Origin of the sequence: Martinezella miluonensis, assembly GCF_900094545.1 — a bacterium.
In the GTDB taxonomy this organism is placed as follows: domain Bacteria; phylum Pseudomonadota; class Alphaproteobacteria; order Rhizobiales; family Rhizobiaceae; genus Rhizobium; species Rhizobium miluonense.
In genome coordinates, this window is record NZ_FMAH01000025.1 from 1 (window position 1) to 18,152 (window position 18,152).

At 60.8% G+C, this 18,152-nt stretch carries 15 protein-coding genes and 1 pseudogene; 8 read left to right on the top strand and 8 right to left on the bottom strand.

The window, feature by feature from the left end; all coding sequences use genetic code 11:
* Both GA0061102_RS19290 and GA0061102_RS19295 read right to left on the bottom strand, forming a co-directional pair.
* A partial coding sequence (locus tag GA0061102_RS19290; RefSeq protein ID WP_139115075.1) for a transposase occupies nucleotides 1–261 on the bottom strand: 261 nt, incomplete at its 3' end.
* Nucleotides 262–358: 97 nt separating this feature from the next.
* The gene (locus GA0061102_RS19295; RefSeq protein ID WP_092852227.1) at nucleotides 359–1,201 is read right to left on the bottom strand and encodes an oxidoreductase; all 843 of its coding nucleotides are present in this window, start codon (nucleotides 1,199–1,201) and stop codon (nucleotides 359–361) included.
* 123 nt (nucleotides 1,202–1,324) lie between these two features.
* Here GA0061102_RS19295 and GA0061102_RS19300 point away from each other — a divergent pair, with 123 nt between their 5' ends.
* Nucleotides 1,325–2,224, top strand: coding sequence for a LysR family transcriptional regulator (locus GA0061102_RS19300; RefSeq protein ID WP_092852229.1), 900 nt, complete (start codon nucleotides 1,325–1,327; stop codon nucleotides 2,222–2,224).
* An 11-nt stretch (nucleotides 2,225–2,235) separates the two neighbouring features.
* Here the strand turns inward: GA0061102_RS19300 and GA0061102_RS19305 are convergent, their stop codons facing one another.
* Together GA0061102_RS19305 and GA0061102_RS19310 are read right to left on the bottom strand one after the other, a co-directional pair.
* Nucleotides 2,236–2,829 (bottom strand): glutathione S-transferase, encoded by a 594-nt coding sequence (locus GA0061102_RS19305; RefSeq protein WP_092852231.1) that lies wholly within the window; start codon nucleotides 2,827–2,829, stop codon nucleotides 2,236–2,238.
* Between the two features lie 33 nt (nucleotides 2,830–2,862).
* Nucleotides 2,863–3,714, bottom strand: a complete 852-nt coding sequence (locus GA0061102_RS19310; RefSeq protein WP_092852233.1) for a 23S rRNA (adenine(2030)-N(6))-methyltransferase RlmJ — start codon at nucleotides 3,712–3,714, stop codon at nucleotides 2,863–2,865.
* An 81-nt stretch (nucleotides 3,715–3,795) separates the two neighbouring features.
* On the opposite strand from GA0061102_RS19310, the gene GA0061102_RS19315 reads away from it, so the two are divergent.
* The 3 genes from GA0061102_RS19315 to GA0061102_RS19325 all read left to right on the top strand — a co-directional run bounded on the left by GA0061102_RS19315 (nucleotide 3,796) and on the right by GA0061102_RS19325 (nucleotide 7,827).
* On the top strand, nucleotides 3,796–5,919 hold the full coding sequence (locus GA0061102_RS19315) for a molybdopterin-containing oxidoreductase family protein (protein WP_208858670.1): 2,124 nt from the start codon (nucleotides 3,796–3,798) through the stop codon (nucleotides 5,917–5,919).
* Complete coding sequence (locus GA0061102_RS19320) at nucleotides 5,916–6,509, top strand: NUDIX domain-containing protein (protein WP_092852237.1); 594 nt, start codon at nucleotides 5,916–5,918, stop codon at nucleotides 6,507–6,509. Before GA0061102_RS19315 ends, GA0061102_RS19320 begins: the two co-directional genes overlap by 4 nt.
* A 148-nt stretch (nucleotides 6,510–6,657) precedes the next feature.
* The gene (locus tag GA0061102_RS19325) at nucleotides 6,658–7,827 is read left to right on the top strand and encodes an alpha-D-ribose 1-methylphosphonate 5-triphosphate diphosphatase (protein WP_092852239.1); all 1,170 of its coding nucleotides are present in this window, start codon (nucleotides 6,658–6,660) and stop codon (nucleotides 7,825–7,827) included.
* A 3-nt stretch (nucleotides 7,828–7,830) separates the two neighbouring features.
* On the opposite strand, the gene purN is transcribed toward GA0061102_RS19325, so the two are convergent.
* Nucleotides 7,831–8,502, bottom strand: a complete 672-nt coding sequence (gene purN / locus GA0061102_RS19330) for a phosphoribosylglycinamide formyltransferase (RefSeq protein ID WP_092852241.1) — start codon at nucleotides 8,500–8,502, stop codon at nucleotides 7,831–7,833.
* A complete protein-coding gene (gene purM, locus GA0061102_RS19335; RefSeq protein WP_092852243.1) occupies nucleotides 8,499–9,572 on the bottom strand; it encodes a phosphoribosylformylglycinamidine cyclo-ligase in 1,074 nt (357 codons plus the stop codon). Before purM ends, purN begins: the two co-directional genes overlap by 4 nt.
* A 222-nt stretch (nucleotides 9,573–9,794) precedes the next feature.
* Between purM and GA0061102_RS19340 the strand changes: the two genes are divergently transcribed.
* The 4 genes from GA0061102_RS19340 (at nucleotide 9,795) to ppx (ending at nucleotide 15,451) form a co-directional block, all read left to right on the top strand.
* The gene (locus GA0061102_RS19340) at nucleotides 9,795–10,925 is read left to right on the top strand and encodes an AI-2E family transporter (protein ID WP_092852245.1); all 1,131 of its coding nucleotides are present in this window, start codon (nucleotides 9,795–9,797) and stop codon (nucleotides 10,923–10,925) included.
* Nucleotides 10,926–10,927: 2 nt separating this feature from the next.
* Entirely contained in the window at nucleotides 10,928–11,641 is a 714-nt protein-coding gene (gene hdaA / locus GA0061102_RS19345; RefSeq protein ID WP_092852247.1) for a DnaA regulatory inactivator HdaA, read from the top strand.
* A gap of 76 nt (nucleotides 11,642–11,717) precedes the next feature.
* The gene (locus tag GA0061102_RS19350) at nucleotides 11,718–13,919 is read left to right on the top strand and encodes an RNA degradosome polyphosphate kinase (protein WP_092852249.1); all 2,202 of its coding nucleotides are present in this window, start codon (nucleotides 11,718–11,720) and stop codon (nucleotides 13,917–13,919) included.
* Nucleotides 13,920–13,930: 11 nt separating this feature from the next.
* Nucleotides 13,931–15,451 (top strand): exopolyphosphatase, encoded by a 1,521-nt coding sequence (gene ppx / locus GA0061102_RS19355; protein ID WP_092852251.1) that lies wholly within the window; start codon nucleotides 13,931–13,933, stop codon nucleotides 15,449–15,451.
* Between the two features lie 61 nt (nucleotides 15,452–15,512).
* Here ppx and GA0061102_RS19360 read toward each other — a convergent pair.
* Together GA0061102_RS19360 and GA0061102_RS19365 are read right to left on the bottom strand one after the other, a co-directional pair.
* Nucleotides 15,513–16,870, bottom strand: a pseudogene (locus GA0061102_RS19360) (esterase-like activity of phytase family protein).
* Nucleotides 16,871–17,035: 165 nt separating this feature from the next.
* The gene (locus GA0061102_RS19365; protein ID WP_092852253.1) at nucleotides 17,036–18,088 is read right to left on the bottom strand and encodes an adenylate/guanylate cyclase domain-containing protein; all 1,053 of its coding nucleotides are present in this window, start codon (nucleotides 18,086–18,088) and stop codon (nucleotides 17,036–17,038) included.
* Nucleotides 18,089–18,152: the final 64 nt, after the last annotated feature.

An 18,152-nucleotide genomic window follows, 5' to 3' on the forward strand; every position in this document is an offset into this window, starting at 1 on the left:
GACATTGACCTCGATCTCGCGCACCAGCTGACGTTCCGAGCGGATGCCGAAAAGATAACCGATGAACAGCGCCTTGAACATCAATGTCGGATCGAGCGGCGGCCGGCCGTTGTCGGCGCAATACAATCCCGCAACGCGATCATGGATGAAAGTAAAGTCGATCACCGCATCGATCTTGCGAAGCAGATGATCTCTCGGCACCAGGCTGTCGAGCGTCACCATCTCGAGAGCCGTCTGTTCGGCAGCAGGTTTCTTCAACATGTCCCATTGAATCAAAAACCTCCGGCCAAAGCCAGAGGTTTGTCAGCAGTCTGAGCCGGGGTTTCGCCCCGGCTTTTTTGTTTTCTGCTTCTGAATATTATGCGGCGTCCTTCGGGAAGTCCGTCGATACGGCCAGTTCGCGCCAGTGGGCCAGCTCCTTGGCGACATATTCATTCTTGGCCTCGATCGCGCCGACTGTGTCGGAGCCGAAAGGCATGCGCAGCGGCGGGTTGGCCGAATGTGCAAGCGTGATCATCGACTTCGCCAGCCGTTTGGGATCGCCGGGCTGGCGGTGGTTGTGACCGGCAGCGAAATCGCGCATGGCGCCGGCAGGCGTGTCCTTGTAGTCGGCAATCGAGCTTGGGCTGACGGCGAGCGAACTTTCGTCAAGGAAGTCGGTCCGGAAGAAGCCGGGTTCGACGACCGTGACCTTGATGCCGAGCGGCTGAAGTTCAACCGCCATTGCCTCGGACAGACCTTCGATCGCGAACTTTGTCGAGCAATAGACGCCCCAACCGGCAAAGCTCTGATAGCCACCGACCGAGGACATGTTGATCACATGGCCTGAGCGCTGCCGGCGCATATGCGGCAGGATAGCGCGGGTCACCTTCAGCAGGCCGAAGACGTTGGTCGCATAGAGCTTCTCGATTTCCTCGGCGGTTGCCTCCTCCACCGCACCCAGCAGCCCGTATCCGGCATTGTTGACGAGGATATCGATCTTGCCGAAGCGCTTGACGGCTTCCGCAGCAGCTTCATGGGCCTGCGTCTCGTTCGAAACGTCGAGGGCGACGGGCAGGAGGTTCGGGTGATTGCCGAATTTCTCCGCCAGGCCGGCGGGATTGCGAGCCGTAGCGACAACAGCGTCGCCGGCGGCGAGGGCTTCCTGGGCGATAAGGGCGCCGAAGCCTCGGGATGCACCCGTAATGAACCAAACGCGCATGACTTGCTCCTTCGTGAGTTTGCAATTCCGTGGGTGGAATTCGCTTGCAGGAGAAAGGTAGCTTGATGGCATCGTTGAGATAATCTACTTTGTCTTCCATGAAGTAATGAGAAAATCTCATCAATGCGACGCATCCGTTCCACCGATCTGGCGATCTTCCTGGCGATTGCTCAACACCGCAGCTTTCGCAAGGCGGCGGTGGAGCTCGGCGTGACGGCGTCTGCGCTCAGCCATTCGTTGCGTGCGATCGAGGAACGGTTGGACGTGCGGCTGGTCAACCGCACCACGCGTGGCGTCGGATTGACGGAGGCTGGCGAGCGCCTGTTCGACCGCATTCGCCCGGCTTTCCTCGATATCGATGACGCGCTGGAGGATCTCGATAAATTCCGCGGCCAACCCTACGGCAAACTGCGCATCAACGCCCCGCGCGCCGCCAAGAAGGTGCTGCTGCCGATCGTGTCAAAGTTCTTGAGCGCTTATCCCGCCGTCGAAATGGAGGTTGTGGTGGACGATGCGCTGGTGGACACGGTCTCCGGCGGTTTTGACGCTGGCATAAGGTTCGGCGAAAGCATCGCCGCCGACATGATTGCCATCGCCATCGGCCCCCGTCAGCGGACGGCGATCGTCGGCTCGCCCGAACATTTTCAGCGTTTCCCTAAACCGGTCACGCCCCACAATCTGAAGGATCACCCCTGCATCCGCTACCGTTTTCCGAGTGGCACCTACTATCGCTGGGAGTTCGAACGTGGAGGTATCGAGCTGGAGATCGAGGTACAGGGGCCGCTGACGCTCGGCGATCTCGACATGATGTTCGACGCCGCGGTTAACGGCTCAGGTCTTGCTTTCCTGTTTGAGGATTACGCGCTGCCGGCTTTGGAGGACGGCCGACTGATCCGCGTGCTGGAGGATTGGTGCCCGTATTACCCCGGCTTCTTCCTCTATTATCCGAGCCGCCGGCAGTTGCCGACAGCCTTGCGCGCCTTCGTCGATTTCGTGAAGAGCGGCGATATCAAACAAAGCTAAGCCGGGTGGCGTCAGACCTGCGGCTTCATCGCCGGATAATCCGGGAAGTGCTTCTCGAACTTGTGGGCCCAGTCGATCAATCCTGTATAGTCCGCTTCCCACTGCCCTTCGAAGCGGAGCTGCAGATAGCCGATGAGGGCAGCAAGCGCGAAATGGCCGGCATGCAGCTTCTTGCCGAGCTTAGGCGGTTCGGCGTCGAGATGGGTAAGGGCGCGCTTTGCCTTCGTCCACTGCCGGTCGATCCACGGCTGGTGCTGCTTTTCGGGCTCGCGGATACGCCGTTCGTAGACGATCGACAGGAGGCACTCGTTGGTGCCGTCGCAGAGTGCCTCCAGAACCTCGATCTCTGTGCGCTTGCTTTTCTTTGCGGGGTAGAGCCCGCCCTTGCGCCGATGGAAATAATGCATGATGGCGCGGCTATCGAAAATGGCTTCGCCTTCGCCGGTCAGCAATGTCGGGATCTTGCCGAGAGGATTGTTGTCGATGAGAAGCGTTGGCCCTGCATTCGTGTCGACATGGATTTCCTCGAGCTTGATGCCGAGATGACGCGCCGCCATGCGCACCTTGCTGGAGAAGGGGGAGGTGGACGAGCAAAGCAGTCTCATGGAATCACCTGTGGGATGTGTATGTGAAAAATCTCAATGTTCACCACGCAGCCAGAAGGCGCGCTGCGAGGCGAAGCGGTCCTGCGCCAGCATATCCTTCAAAGCCGGCAGCAGCGCATGCAACTCATCCTTCAGCGTGAAGGGCGGATTGACGATGATGAGGCCGGAGCCGGTGAGTCCTGTGAAACCGCGATCGCTTTTAACGCTGAGCTCGGCACACAGCATCTTCGGAATCTCCAGCGTCTGCAATGCTTCATGAAATTGCTTGATCGGCGCATCCTTCTTGATCGGATACCAGAGGCAGTAGGTGCCGCCGGGGAACCGGCGCCAGGCTTTCGCCAGGCCGTCGACCAGCCGCTCATATTCGCCTTCCTCTTCGAAAGGCGGGTCGACAAGTACGATGCCGCGCTTTTCCTTCGGCGGCAGATGTGCCCCGAGCGCCAGCCAGCCGTCCAGCTCGGTAATGCGCGCGTGGTGGTCGCCCTCGAACAGTCGGTGAAGCCGCTGAAAGTCGTCCGGATGCAGTTCCATGGCCGAAAGCCGGTCCTGTGGGCGAAACAGCATGCGAGCAAGCTTCGGCGAGCCGGGATAGAGCCTGAGGCCACCTTCAGGGTTCAGCTCGCGGATGGCGGCAAGATAAGGCTCCAGCAGATCGGCCACCTGCGGCACAAGGTCCGCCTCCAGCAGCCGGCCGATTCCGTCCCGCCACTCGCCCGTCTTCTGGGCTTCCTCGGACGACAGATCATAAAGGCCGATGCCGGCATGCGTGTCGAGCACGCGAAATGCCTTGTCCTTGTTCTGCATGTAGCGGACGAGCCGCGCGAGGATCGCGTGTTTCAAGACATCGGCGAAATTGCCCGCGTGGTAGATGTGCCGATAGTTCATTGTCGGTGAAGTCCGCATGAATTGTTGAGATGGGCCGGATTATCGCTAGTGGCCGGACATGGCTTGAAATATACAAACATCATGAACATTGCGACCCCCATTCAAGCCAAATCGCGCATAGGCTACACGGCCTGTCCGCACGACTGTCCCTCCACCTGCGCGCTGGAGGTCGATCTGACGGATGACGGCAAGATCGGCCGGGTCCGCGGTGCCAACGACCATTCCTACACCTCGGGCGTCATCTGCGCCAAGGTTGCCCGCTATGCGGAGCGGCTCTATCACCCCGATCGTCTGATGAAGCCCTTGCGCCGCGCCGGCCCCAAGGGCGAGAGGCGGTGGCAGGAGCTTTCCTGGGACGAAGCGCTTGATGAGATTGCCGAAGCCTTTGTGAAGGCCGAAGCCAAGGATGGCAGCGAGGCGATCTGGCCTTACTTCTACGCCGGCACGATGGGCTGGGTGCAGCGCGATTCCATCGAGCGCCTCCGCCATGCCAAGCGCTATTCCGGCTTCTTCTCGTCGATCTGCACCAATCCGGCCTGGACCGGTTTCACCATGGCGACGGGCGTGCTGCGCGGTCCCGATCCGCGGGAAATGAGCCGCACGGATTGTGTCGTTATCTGGGGCACGAATGCGGTCGCGACACAGGTCAACGTCATGACCCATGCAATCAAGTCCCGCAAGGAACGCGGTGCCAAGATCGTCGTCGTCGATATCTATGACAACCCGACGATGAAGCAGGCCGACATGGCCCTGATCGTCAAGCCGGGCACCGATGCAGCACTTGCCTGCGCCGTCATGCACGTCGCCTTCCGCGACGGCTATGCCGACCGCGCCTACATGGCAAAGTATGCCGACGACCCCAACGGCCTCGAAGAGCATCTGAAGTCAAAGACCCCGGCATGGGCGGCGGACATCACCGGCCTTTCGGTCGACGAGATCGAAGCCTTCGCCAAGCTCGTGGGAACGACGAAGAAGACCTATTTCCGTCTCGGCTACGGCTTCACCCGCCAGCGCAACGGCGCGATCGCCATGCATGCGGCGGCGTCGATCGCCACCGTTCTCGGTTCCTGGCAATATGAGGGCGGCGGCGCCTTTCATTCGAACAGCGATATCTTTCGCATGGACGCGAGCGAACTGACTGGTCGCGCCATGAAGGATCAGGATATCCGTATGATCGATCAGTCGCAGATCGGCCGCGCCTTGACCGGCGATGCCGTGGCGCTCCGCCATCGCGGTCCGGTCACGGCCATGTTGATCCAGAACACCAATCCGGTGAACATCGCGCCGGAACAGCGGCTGGTGAAGCGTGGCTTCGCCCGCTCCGATCTCTTCGTCGCCGTGCACGAACAGTTCATGACCGATACGGCCGACATGGCCGATATCGTCATCCCCGCCACCATGTTCGTCGAACATGACGACATCTACCGGGCCGGCGGGCAGAACCACATTCTTCTCGGCCCGAAACTGGTGGAACCGCCGCCAACCGTGCGCAGCAATCTCTTCGTCATCGAGGAGTTGGCCAAGCGCCTCGGCGTAGCGGATCGTCCCGGTTTCGGTTTTTCCGCCCGCGAAATGGTCGACCGGGTTCTCTCGAAGAGCGGCCTGCCGGATTACGATTATTTCCTCGAACACAAATGGTTCGACCGTCAGCCGGATTTTGACGATGCCCATTTCATCAATGGCTTCGGCCATCCTGACGGCAAGTTCCGGTTCCGCCCGGATTGGTCCAACCAGCCGGCGCCGAACCGCCCGCCTGCCTCGGTCGGCTTGCTTGGGCCGCATGTCGAGCTGCCGGAATTTCCGGACCAGGTCGACGTGATCGAGGTGGCCGATCCCGAGCATCCGTTCCGGCTTGCGACCTCGCCATCGCGCAATTTCCTGAATTCGAGCTTCTCGGAAACCAAGACCTCGCGGCAGAAGGAAGGTCGTCCCGAAGTGATGATCAATCCGGCCGATGCGGAGGCGCTTGATATTGCCCATGGCGAACTCGTTTGTATTGGCAACATCAGAGGCGACATCCGCATTCATGCGCGCGTGACGACGGAAGTGAAGCCGGGTGTGCTGATCGCCGAGGGCCTGTGGCCGAACAAGGCCCATGTCGACGGTGAGGGCATCAACGTACTTACCGGCGCCGATCCGGTCGCGCCGTATGGCGGCGCGGCTGTCCATGACAACAAAGTATGGCTCCGCAAGGATGTTGCATGAGTAAATTCGAAAAGGCGAAAGCCGAAATCGTCAGTGAAAAGACGCTGGCGGATCAATGGACGCGGCTGAGTAGCTTCGATCTCGACTATACGGATTCGCACGGCGAGAAGCATCGCCTGAAGCGCGAGATCTATCATCGCACGCCGGCCGCCTGCATTCTGCTTTATGATCCCAAGCGTGAAACGGTGGTGCTCGTTCGGCAGTTCCGTCTGCCGGCCCAGCTTGTCGGCGAGCCGGCCTGGATGATCGAAGTGCCCGCTGGCCTGCTCGATGGCGACGATCCGGATGCAGCCATCCGCCGCGAGGCCATGGAAGAGACCGGTTTCCGCGTGCGCGATGTCCGCTTCCTCTTCAAGGCGATGACCTCACCGGGCTCCATCACCGAGATCATCCATTTCTTCGCTGCCGTGATCGACACTTCCGATCGCGTTGCCGATGGCGGCGGGCTCGCGGAGGAGCATGAGGATATCGAGGTCCTGGAAGTTCGGCTGTCCGACGCGGTGGCGATGATCGAGAGCGGTGATATCTATGACGCCAAGACGATCATGCTGCTGCAATGGGCAGTTCTGAACAGGGCCAGCCTGAAGTAGCTCCTTCAACCGTCGGGAAGCGTGATGAGGCTATCTTTCAAGCTTTCATCACAATGTCACGAATCGAGCTTACCGGGGCGTGCTGGCTGAAAACATTCGAATGTTTCCGAGCCTTCTCAATCATTGACGCTGTTTCAGGAGAAAGCCGATGTGGCTCAGCAATTTCACGCTCGTTCTTCCCAATGAAGTCGTCGAAAATGGCGCGGTACGCGTCGAGGACGGCGTGATTGCCGAAATCCGCTCCGAGCCGGTGGAGCAGCCGACATTCGACGGCGGCGGCCGCCTGCTGATGCCTGGCTTCGTCGACCTGCACTGCGACATGATCGAGCGCGAAATCGCGCCGCGGCCGAATGCGATGATGCCGATCGATTTCGGCATTCACGAGCTCGACAAGAAGCTGGCGGCAGCTGGCGTCACCACGGCCTTCGCGGCGCTCTCCTTTGCGACTGAAAGCGTCTACGGTCACGTCCGTTCGCTCGAAACCACCTCGGCTGTCATCCGCGGCATCGGCGGCCTGCGCAACGAGCTGCTGATCGACCATCGTGTCCATGCCCGCTACGAAATCACCAATCTGGGTGCTGCTCCCACTCTGGAGTGGCTGCTGGAGGAGGGCTCCGTCGACATGGTGTCCCTGACCGATCATACGCCGGGGCAGGGGCAGTATAACGATATCGAAAGTTATATTCGCAGCATGTCGGAGCGCCGGTCTATGTCGCGCGAGGCCGCCGAGGAAGTCGTGGCGACACGCATCGCGCAGCGCCAGGATCCGGAGATCGAGCGCAAGCTGCATGACGTCGTCGGGCTTGCGCTGAAGCACAAGCTGTCGCTGGCATCGCATGACGACGACAGCGCCGAAAAGGTGGCGGCGATGCACGATCTCGGCGTGACGATCAGCGAGTTTCCTGTGACAGGACCGGCTGCGGAAGAAGCCTGCCGCCGCGGGCTCTGGACGCTGATGGGTGCGCCGAACGCACTGCGCGGCCAGTCGATGTCCGGCAATCTCAGTGCCCTGGATGCGGCTCGCGCCGGTCTGCTCGGCATCATCGCGGCCGATTATCACCCGGCTGCCTTCGTGCCGGCGATCTTCAAGATTGCCGATGTTGCCAGCGGTGGCTTGCCGGCGGCAGTCGCCATGGCAAGCTCGAACGCGGCTCGCTCGGCCGGCCTGACGGATCGCGGCGAAATCGCTGTCGGTCAGCTTGCCGATCTAGTTGCGGTCGAACCCGGTTCGGTTCACCGTATTCGCGCAACCTTCCGCGGCGGCCGTATCGTCTATAGCGACGGCACGCTCCATCCGTTGATGGCTGTGGCAGCCTGAAGGTTAGCTTGCGTCACCGAGCAGTGACATGACCTGCCGTCCGTGGGCGGCAGGTGTGCTGGCAAGGCTCACGGCCTTGCCGTCTTTCATCCTGACCTTGCCTTCCGCCACCAGCCGCAACGATTGCGGATAGAGCTGATGCTCGATCGTGAGGACGCGGGCGGCGAGGCTGTCGGCGGTATCGCCTGTTAGTACGGGCACGGCGGCCTGGCCGACAACCGGGCCTTCATCCATGCCTTCGGTGACGAAATGCACGGTGCAGCCGGCGATGCGCATACCGGCGTCGATCGCGCGCTGATGCGTGTGCAGGCCGGGGAAAAGCGGCAGCAGCGACGGATGGATATTGATGATCCGCGCTTCGTAAGCCTGGATGAAGCGGCCGGAAAGCAGCCGCATGTATCCCGCGAGGCAGATGATATCGGGCGAGAGAGCTTCCAGCTGTGAAAGGATCGCCTCTTCATGGGCTTCCTTGCTGGCGAAATCCTTGCGCGCGAAAGCGAAGGTCGCGATGCCCTCGGCTGCAGCCTTCGCCAGTCCGCCGGCATCCGCCTTGTCGGAGATGACGCCCACGATCTCGGCCGGATAGTCGGCAGCCGCCGTTGCCTTCAGAAGAGCCAGCATGTTGGAGCCGCCGCCGGAGATGAAGACGACGACGCGTTTGCGCGGCGTGGTCATAGAGCCAGCGTGCCCTTGTAGACGGTGCCTGGGGCGCCTTCTGCGCGAGCGACCATGCGGCCGAGCGTAACCACCGCTTCGCCTTCGGCCTCGAGTGCGGCCTTCACGGCCTCGACGTTTTTAGCAGCGACGACGACGATCATGCCGACGCCGCAATTGAAGGTGCGCAGCATTTCCTTGGCCTCGACGCCGCCGACCTTTGCAAGCCACGAGAAGACCGGCGGCACCTTGACGGCGGCCAGATCGATTTCAGCGGCGAGATGCTTCGGCAGCACGCGCGGAATGTTTTCCGGGAAGCCGCCGCCGGTGATGTGGGCGAGCGCCTTGAGGGCATGCGTTTCGCGGATGGCCTTGAGCAGCGGCTTCACATAGATGCGCGTCGGCGTCAGCAGCGCTTCGCCAAGCGCCTTGCCTTCTGCGAAAGGAGCCGGCGCATCCCAGCCAAGGCCCGAAAGCTCGACGATCTTGCGCACCAGCGAAAAGCCGTTGGAATGCACGCCGGAGGAAGCGAGGCCGAGAATAATATCGCCCTCGGCAATATCGCCTGACGGCAGCAGCTGGCCGCGCTCGGCGGCACCGACGGCAAAGCCCGCCAGATCATAATCGCCGTGAGAGTACATGCCCGGCATTTCCGCGGTTTCGCCACCGATCAGCGCGCAGCCTGCATCGCGGCAGCCGGCAGCAATGCCGCCGACGATCGCCGCGCCCTGATCGGGATCGAGCTTGCCGGTGGCGAAGTAATCGAGGAAGAACAGCGGCTCGGCGCCTTGGACGACAAGATCGTTGACGCACATGGCGACCAGGTCGATGCCGACGGTATCATGATAGTTCGCGTCGATCGCGATCTTCAGCTTCGTACCGACGCCGTCATTGGCGGCAACCAGCACCGGATCGGTAAAGCCTGCAGCCTTGAGGTCAAAGAGGCCGCCAAAGCCGCCGATCTCGCCGTCAGCACCGGGTCGGCGCGTCGAACGGACGGCAGGCTTGATCTTTTCGACCAGCAGGTTGCCGGCGTCGATATCGACGCCCGCGTCGCTATAGGTCAGACCGTTTTTTCTAGACTGGCTCATGCTTCCGCCTCCGATGGCAGCCTGTCCGTCGCGACAGGGCTTTGATCGGGTCGCCATTGCATGATAGGGGCCTTTATGCAAGGCGCAAGCGCCGCAAACCCCTCGATTTTCCCCGCTTCCCATTGCCTGAGGCAGATTTCCGGCCTCAGGCTTGACCATAATTGCGGCATCATCCTATGTCCTAAGCACACGGCAAACGGGCGCGAAGCAACGGGGAAGATGATGGAGCAAAAGGTCAGCGGAGCGAGCCTCAAGCGTCAAGTCACGTTCTGGGCGATCGTGCTCGTCGCCTTCGTCTCCTTTGTTTATATCTTCAGCACGATCCTGCTGCCGTTCATCGCCGGCATGGCGGTTGCCTATTTTCTCGATCCGGTCGCCGACCGGCTGGAGCGGATCGGCCTTAACCGCCTGATGGCGACGGTGGTGATCCTCGTATCCTTCGTGCTCATCTTCGCGCTGGCGCTGACGATCTTCATCCCGATCATCGTCAACCAGTTCAACGATTTCATTCAGCACATACCGACCTATGTGCAGCAAGCGCAGCAGCTGGTCGCCAAGGCGCAGACGATGGTGCTGCCGGACTGGATCCGCAATCAGCTCGGAGCCATCAAGGACAACTTCTCCAGCATCATGTCGGATGGGCTGAGCTTCGTCGGTGGGCTCTTCGCGCAGATCTGGAGCTCCGGAAAGGCGCTGGCCAACATCATCTCGCTGATGGTCGTCACGCCCGTCGTCGCATTCTACATGTTGCTCGATTGGGACCGGATGATCTCCAAGGTTGACGACTGGATCCCGCGCGACCATGTCGCCACCGTCCGCCAGATTGCTCGCGAGATCGATCAGGCGATTGCTGGCTTCATCCGGGGGCAGGGCTCGCTCTGCATCATTCTCGGCGTCTACTACGGTGTCGGCCTCTCGCTGGTCGGCCTGAACTTCGGTCTGCTGATCGGCCTCTTCGCCGGCATGATCAGCTTCATTCCCTATGTCGGTTCGATGGTCGGCCTCGTTCTGGCCGTCGGCGTAGCGCTCGTTCAGTTCTGGCCCGATTACCTGTGGGTCGGCCTGACGCTTGTCGTCTTCTTCACCGGCCAGTTCCTGGAAGGCAATGTGCTGCAGCCGAAACTCGTCGGCGAAAGCGTCGGCCTGCATCCGGTCTGGCTGATGTTCGCGCTTTTCGCCTTCGGCGCCCTCTTCGGCTTCGTCGGGCTGCTGATCGCGGTTCCGGCTGCAGCCGCCTGCGGCGTCCTTGTCCGCTTCGCCCTTTCGCGGTACCTTCAGAGCGATCTCTATCATGGACGCTCGGAAGCTGGCCGGGCCCGCAGAGCCAAGGCCGGCAAGCCTGAGAATAGCTAGACATGACCGACGCAAAGAATGCTGATTTGAGGCGCAGGGCCGCCGAACAGCTACCCTTGGCCTTTACGCACGACCCCGCAAGCGGTCGCGACGACCTGCTCGTCGCCGATCCGCTGAGCGCGGCCGTGAGGATTGTCGATTCCTGGCCGCACTGGCCGTCGCCGGTCGTCATTCTGGCGGGTCCCGTCGGCTCGGGAAAATCGCATCTCGCCAGCATCTGGAGCGAGAGATGCGACGCAACCCCCATTCATCCCGTGGCAGGCTCCAATGCTGCCGTTATTGCGGCGGACGGTCCGGTCATTTTCGAGGATGTGGATCGCCTGGGCTTTGACGACACCGAGCTCTTCCACGTCATCAACAGCGTCCGCGAGAATGGCACCAGCCTGCTGATGACGACGCGTCTCTGGCCGATGTCCTGGCCGGTCGCGCTTCCCGATCTGCGCTCTCGTCTGAAAGCGGCAACGGTCGTCGAGATCGGAGAACCCGACGAGGAACTGCTGTCGCAGATCATCGTAAAGCTCTTCGCCGACCGCCAGCTTTATATCGATGACAAACTCGTTCTTTATATCGTCAATCGGATGGAGCGTTCCATGAATGCGGCGCAGCTGATCGTCGACCGTTTGGACCGGCTGGCGCTGGCGCGAGGCACGAGGATCACGCGCGTATTGGCCGCTGAAGTCTTGAATGAGCTGGGCAATTCCGGTCAGCCGGATTGAGTTGATGCCGAACTGTCACAGTTCCGTCGTCAAACTGATATACGTGGCACAAGATTAAAAAGAGGGTAGGTGGAACATGGACTCGGCACTCACGGAACATCAGGATGCCAACCAGCAGGCCCCGGAGGCAGCACCTCCCATCAGCGAATTGCTGACCAGCCCCGAGCGCTTCATCAACCGTGAATTCTCCTGGCTGCAGTTCAATCGCCGCGTCCTCGAGGAAACATTGAATACGGCGCACCCGCTGCTTGAGCGTGTCCGCTTCCTCTCCATCTCCGCCGCCAACCTCGATGAATTCTTCATGGTGCGTGTCGCAGGCCTCGAAGGCCAGGTCCGCCAGAAGATCCTGGTGCGCACGCCCGACGGCAAGACGCCCGCCGAGCAGCTCGACGACATCCTGCGCGAGATCGACAATCTGCAGATGGAGCAGCAGGCCTCGCTTGCCGTCCTGCAGCAATATCTCGCCAAGGAAGATATTCTGATCGTCCGCCCGGCCGCGCTTTCCGATATGGACCGGCAATGGCTCCACACCGAGTTCGAACAGGCGATCTTCCCGGTCCTGACGCCGCTGTCTATCGACCCGGCGCATCCGTTCCCCTTCATCCCGAACCTCGGCTTCTCCATCGCGCTGCAGCTGAAGAGCATGAACGGCCGCGAGCCGATGACGGCGCTGCTCCGCCTGCCGCCGGCGCTCGATCGCTTCGTCCGCCTGCCGGATGCCAGCAACGTCATCCGCTACATTACGCTTGAAGACGTCGTGAACATCTTCATTCACCGGCTCTATCCCGGGTACGAGGTGCAGGGCTCCGGTACGTTCCGCATCATCCGCGACAGCGATATTGAAGTCGAGGAAGAGGCCGAAGACCTGGTACGCTTTTTCGAAACCGCATTGAAGCGCCGCCGCCGCGGCTCGGTGATCCGTATCGAGACCGATTCCGAAATGCCGCTCGAACTGCGTCAGTTCGTGGTGGAATCGCTGAACGTGCCGGGCAACCGTATCGCGGTTCTGCCGGGTCTGCTCGCCCTCAATACGCTCTCCGAGATCTGCAAGGCCCCGCGCGACGATCTTCGTTTCGAGCCCTACAATGCGCGATTTCCTGAGCGCGTCCGCGAGCATGCCGGCGATTGCTTCGCCGCCATCCGCGAAAAGGACATGGTGGTCCACCACCCCTACGAATCCTTCGACGTGGTGGTCCAGTTCCTTCTCCAGGCTGCGCGCGATCCTGACGTTCTGGCGATAAAGCAGACGCTCTATCGTACCTCGAACGACAGCCCGATCGTGCGCGCCCTGATCGATGCGGCCGATCTCGGCAAGTCGGTTACGGCCCTGGTGGAACTCAAGGCCCGCTTCGATGAAGAGGCAAACATCCGCTGGGCGCGCGATCTGGAGCGTGCCGGCGTGCAGGTCGTGTTCGGCTTCATCGAACTCAAGACCCATTCGAAGATGTCGATGATCGTGCGCCGCGAGGACGGCAAGCTGCGCACCTATTGCCACCTCGGCACCGGCAACTACCATCCGGTCACCGCGAAGATTTATACCGACCTTTCCTACTTTACCTGCGATCCGAAGATCGCCCACGACATGGCGAACATCTTCAATTTCATCACCGGCTATGGCGAGCCGGAACATGACATGAAGATTGCGGTTTCGCCTTACACGCTTCGCAGCCGCATCCTCGAGCATATCGAGGGCGAGATCGAGCATGCCAAGAGCGGCCAGCCGGCGGCGATCTGGATGAAGATGAATTCGCTCGTCGATCCCGATATCATCGACGCGCTCTATCGCGCCAGCAATGCGGGCGTCGAGATCGACCTCGTCGTTCGCGGCATCTGCTGCCTGCGTCCGCAGGTGCCCGGTCTTTCCGAGAAAATCCGCGTCAAGTCGATCATCGGCCGCTTCCTCGAACACAGCCGCATCTTCTGTTTCGGCAACGGTCAGGGTCTGCCGTCGGAGAAGGCGCTGGTCTATATCGGTTCGGCCGACATGATGCCAAGAAACCTCGACCGCCGCGTCGAAACCCTCGTGCCGCTGACCAACAAGACGGTGCACGAACAGGTTCTTTCACAGATCATGCTGGGCAATATTATTGACAATCAACAGAGCTACGAGATATTGCCGGACGGTACTTCAAGGCGCATGGAAGTGCGCCAGGGAAAAGAGCCATTCAATGCGCAGCAGTATTTCATGACTAACCCCAGCCTGTCGGGCCGCGGTGAAGCCTTGAAATCCAGTGCGCCGAAACTGATCGCTGGGCTGTTGTCGGGCCGCAACAAATAAACTGGACCTGCATGGTTGAATCAGAAGCCCAGGGGCGCCTTCCCGGTATTGCCCCTGTCTCCGTTGTCGATATCGGGTCGAACTCGGTCCGTCTCGTCGTCTATGAAGGCCACTCGCGGTCGCCAACCATTCTTTTCAACGAGAAAGTGCTTTGTGGCCTCGGAAGAGGCATAGCACTGACGGGAAAGATGGATGAAGAAGGCGTGGCGCGGGCCCTTGCGGCCTTGCATCGCTTTAAGGCGCTCTCCGATCAGGCTCGTGCCTCAACCATCTATGTGCTCGCGACAGCAGCGGCACGCGAGGCCAGCAACGGCCCCGAATTCATCCATCAGGCCGAAACGATCCTGCAGCGCAAGGTGCGTGTGCTTTCGGGCGAAGAAGAAGCGCGCTTTTCCGCGCTCGGCATCATCAGCGGCTTCTTCCATCCGGATGGCATCGCCGGCGATCTCGGCGGTGGCTCGCTGGAGCTGATCGACATCAAGGACCGCGAAATCGGCAAGGGCATCACGCTGCCGCTCGGTGGCCTGCGCCTGTCCGAATATGCCGGCGGCTCGATCGAAAAGGCGCGCGGCTTTGCGCGTAAGCACGTCAAGACGGCGAAGCTCTTGAGCAAGGGCGAGGGCCGCACGTTCTACGCCGTTGGCGGCACATGGCGAAACATCGCCAAGCTGCATATGGAAATCCGAAAGTATCCGCTGCACATGATGCAGGGCTACGAAGTGCCGCTCGACGAAATGATTCGCTTCCTCGACCAGCTGGGCGAGGCGAGAGATGCCAAGGATCCGGCGCTGCAGACGATTTCCAAGCACCGCCGTTCGCTGCTGCCCTTTGGCGCGGTCGCCATGCGCGAAGTGCTGACGGCCATGAACCCCTCCATCATCTCCTTTTCCGCACAGGGTGTGCGCGAAGGCTATCTCTATTCGTTGTTGACGGAGGCCGAGCGCCATAGCGATCCGTTGCTGGTGGCGGCGGGCGAGCTTGCCATCCTGCGTGCCCGTTCGCCGGAGCATGCCCGCGAACTCGCCGAGTGGACAGGGCGGATGATGCCGTTCTTCGGGATCACCGAGACGGAGGAGGAAAGCCGCTATCGTCAGGCAGCCTGCCTGCTTGCCGATATCAGCTGGCGTGCCCATCCCGACTATCGCGGCCTGCAGGCACTGAACATCATCGCCCATACGTCTTTCGTCGGCATCACCCATGCCGGTCGCGCCTTCATCGCGCTTGCTAACTACTACCGCTTTGAGGGCTTGAACGACGACGGCGCAACCGAACCGCTGTCGACGATCGCAACGCCGATGTACATCGAACGGGCGAAGCTTCTCGGCGGCCTTTTGAGGGTCGTCTACCTGTTTTCGGCGTCGATGCCCGGCGTCGTGCGCAACCTGTCGTTCCGCCGTTCGACAAATCCGGATCTGGATCTCGAATTCGTGGTTCCGGCCGAATATCACGATTTTGCCGGTGAGAGGCTCGAGGGGCGCCTGCAGCAGCTCGGCAAGCTCACGAACCGCCGGCTGGCCTTTTGCTTCGAATAGACTTTTCGAACAGGCCTGAAGCCTCTCCCCGCATGGCAGGGAGAGGCGGTTTTGTCGCTGCTTACTTCGCGTTCAGGAAATCACCGACTTCGAGCAGGCTGAATTCGTTGTCGTCAGCCTTGTTGACGGCGCGGCCTGCCGAGAACGGCAGGTTGTTGTCGTTGCCGATGACGATGTGCGTGGCATCGACGCGATCGACGTTCTCGATGGTGACGAAAGGCATGTCGTAGAAGCCTTCGCCGCCGCCCTGCCGACGCTTGTGGTCCGGGTCTTCGATGCGCATCAGGTCGATATAGCCGATTTTGCGAACGGACTTGCCGACATTGGCGTCGCTGAACTCGATCTTGTAGACGCGCTTCAGCTCGGCCGGAGCCTCGAAGCAATCCGGCTTCGGCTGCTTGGGATCGGCGCAAGCCTTGTCCTTCGTGCCCGCGCCATTGTCGCGTTCGATAACGAGAGCCGTCTTTTCGTCGAGCATGTTGAAATCGCCGATGGCGATGCCCTTGTCGGCGAAAGGATAAAGCCAGCTGCGGCCGGTCCAGCTCTTCGAAGCAACGTCGAATTCGATGACGCGGATGGCCGTTTTACCATCGACGTTCTCCACCTGGCCGTCATCCTTGTAGATCGGGCCTTCCAGCAGGCCATAGAGCTTGGAGCCGTCCTTCGACATGGCGAGGCCTTGGAAGCCGCCCGAGCGCTTCAGGTTGAAGGCCGGCATCTTCTGCGTCGGATTGCCCGGCAGCTGGAGCAGCGGATTATCGGGGGACATGACAGGTTTTCCGTCAAGCGTCGTGGCAAAAACGTCCGTCAGCTGGCCGCTCGTATCGAACTTCAGCAGATAGGGACCGAATTCGTCGCCGATCCAGAAGCCGTCGGCGACCGGCTGGATCGATTCGATGTCGAAATCGGCGCCGGTCAGATAGCGCTTGTCGGCGCCTTCCATGACGATCGGGAAGGGGGCTTTCTTGTTCGGGTCGGACAGGAACAGGTTCTTGACCACTTCGACCTTGCCGCTATCCCAATCGAACTTGAGCTGATGCAGGAAGAGCATCGCGTCGCTGGAATTCTGCTTGGAGCCGAAGCCGTTGTCGGTGAGCGTCCAGAACGTGCCGTCGGGCATGGTCTTGATGCCGGAGAAGCCCTGGTCGGCTGGCCTGCGAAGGGCAGCTTCAGGTCGGTGATGCGGGCGCCATCCTTGCCCGGCACGGTGCCGAGCGCTTCGGTGCGCTTGCGATCCGGCGTGGTGAACTTGCCGGAGGTCTTCAGAAATTCCGGTGCATCGGCAGGAGCCGCGGCAATGGTATTGGCCGGCAGGATAGCCTGGCCGATGAGCTTTGCCTTGAACTGCTGCTCGTCTGCCTGGGCCGATGCGGCGAGCAGAATGAAGAGTGCCGTAGAGGCGGAAAGAATTCGAGTCATCATGTCACCTTGTTGGTGGGGAGTGGCGAAAACACCCCCCGCTTAACAGGCGAGCCATGTCGACGAATTAACGCTTAGGTGAAGATTTGGTGACTGTGGACAACCCATAGGGTGTGAAGCTAAGACGCGTATTGATTTCGAAATGCAGCTTATAATTTGTATTGCTTACGATCTTCCGCGGGCTGCCTTAAGGGCTTGTCGGCTTTGCGTATGAAGCGCGATGACGCCGAGCGACTGGTCGCGGCCGCGTACCGCATGCTCTCCGAGTTCTTCCTTGACGATCGCTCCGGGGAGTTCGAGCCGTCTGGCGAGATCACTCGAAATCAGCACTTGGCGCTCTAGTGACTTGCAAAGCGACTCCAGTCTCGCGACGGTATTCACCGTGTCGCCGAAATAGGCGATCTTGTGATGGTCGACGCCGATTTCGGCCGTAACGATGCTGCCGCCATGCAGGGCGGCGCGCAGGCGCGGCACCCTGCCGTAGGATTTCAGCCAGGTTTCGGAGTTCGCTTCGATATCGTCGAGGATATTGAAGACGCAGCGCACGCAATTGGCATTCTTGATGCCGCGGCGGAGCGGCCAGGTAATGATGGCGGCATCGCCGATATAGTCGTCGATCGCGCCCTTGTGCCGGCGCACGGGCTCGGCCATGGCGGCAAACACGGCGCCGAGAAATTCCTGGGTCTTGAGGTCGCCATGCTCCTCCGCAAAGGCAGTGGAGCCGACGAGATCGATGAACAGGAAAACGCGTTCCTCCTGCGTTGGATTTCGGTATCGGCCGGTCAAGAGGCTAAGGAACACGTCACGGCCGAGGAGCTCACGCACCCGGCCGATGAAGATGATGACGGCGGTCACCAGGACGGCATAGAGATAGACGTCGAACTTGAGGAGCGTGAGCTGCTCCCACGTGCCGTCCACCAGGCCCAGCAGTTTCATCAGGCTGCCCGCCACGGCATAGCCGGCGCTCATCAGGATGAAATCGACGATGAGAGCGGAAAGAATGAAGGCCGGCGTCGGCAGGCGGTGCATCCAGACGTTCAGCCGCGGCAGGATCATGCGGCGCTCGAAGGCGAGCAGCGGCATGCCGCAGAACAGCGCGAAGACTGCACCGATATACAGCGGCGCTTCGTGGAAGAAGATCTTGCCATAGATGACGCCGGTCGAGGCGACAACCAGCGACGTCAGGGTCCAGTTGCGTATCGAATGGAGAATGCCCATTCACTTTTCCGCCGAGAAGCGACGCCTGTCATCGACGCGGGATTGCGCCGGCAAACCGGAACGT

What these genes read in the sequence shown, in the direction of transcription:
- purN (WP_092852241.1), bottom strand. Translation starts at nt 8,502, where the DNA reads ATGACCACGCCGCGCAAACGCGTCGTCGTCTTCATCTCCGGCGGCGGC.
- hdaA (WP_092852247.1), top strand. Translation starts at nt 10,928, where the DNA reads ATGACCGACGCAAAGAATGCTGATTTGAGGCGCAGGGCCGCCGAACAG.
- GA0061102_RS19310 (WP_092852233.1), bottom strand. Translation starts at nt 3,714, where the DNA reads ATGAACTATCGGCACATCTACCACGCGGGCAATTTCGCCGATGTCTTG.
- purM (WP_092852243.1), bottom strand. Translation starts at nt 9,572, where the DNA reads ATGAGCCAGTCTAGAAAAAACGGTCTGACCTATAGCGACGCGGGCGTC.
- GA0061102_RS19300 (WP_092852229.1), top strand. Translation starts at nt 1,325, where the DNA reads ATGCGACGCATCCGTTCCACCGATCTGGCGATCTTCCTGGCGATTGCT.
- GA0061102_RS19365 (WP_092852253.1), bottom strand. Translation starts at nt 18,088, where the DNA reads ATGGGCATTCTCCATTCGATACGCAACTGGACCCTGACGTCGCTGGTT.
- ppx (WP_092852251.1), top strand. Translation starts at nt 13,931, where the DNA reads ATGGTTGAATCAGAAGCCCAGGGGCGCCTTCCCGGTATTGCCCCTGTC.
- GA0061102_RS19350 (WP_092852249.1), top strand. Translation starts at nt 11,718, where the DNA reads ATGGACTCGGCACTCACGGAACATCAGGATGCCAACCAGCAGGCCCCG.
- GA0061102_RS19340 (WP_092852245.1), top strand. Translation starts at nt 9,795, where the DNA reads ATGGAGCAAAAGGTCAGCGGAGCGAGCCTCAAGCGTCAAGTCACGTTC.
- GA0061102_RS19325 (WP_092852239.1), top strand. Translation starts at nt 6,658, where the DNA reads ATGTGGCTCAGCAATTTCACGCTCGTTCTTCCCAATGAAGTCGTCGAA.
- GA0061102_RS19305 (WP_092852231.1), bottom strand. Translation starts at nt 2,829, where the DNA reads ATGAGACTGCTTTGCTCGTCCACCTCCCCCTTCTCCAGCAAGGTGCGC.
- GA0061102_RS19295 (WP_092852227.1), bottom strand. Translation starts at nt 1,201, where the DNA reads ATGCGCGTTTGGTTCATTACGGGTGCATCCCGAGGCTTCGGCGCCCTT.
- GA0061102_RS19315 (WP_208858670.1), top strand. Translation starts at nt 3,796, where the DNA reads ATGAACATTGCGACCCCCATTCAAGCCAAATCGCGCATAGGCTACACG.
- GA0061102_RS19320 (WP_092852237.1), top strand. Translation starts at nt 5,916, where the DNA reads ATGAGTAAATTCGAAAAGGCGAAAGCCGAAATCGTCAGTGAAAAGACG.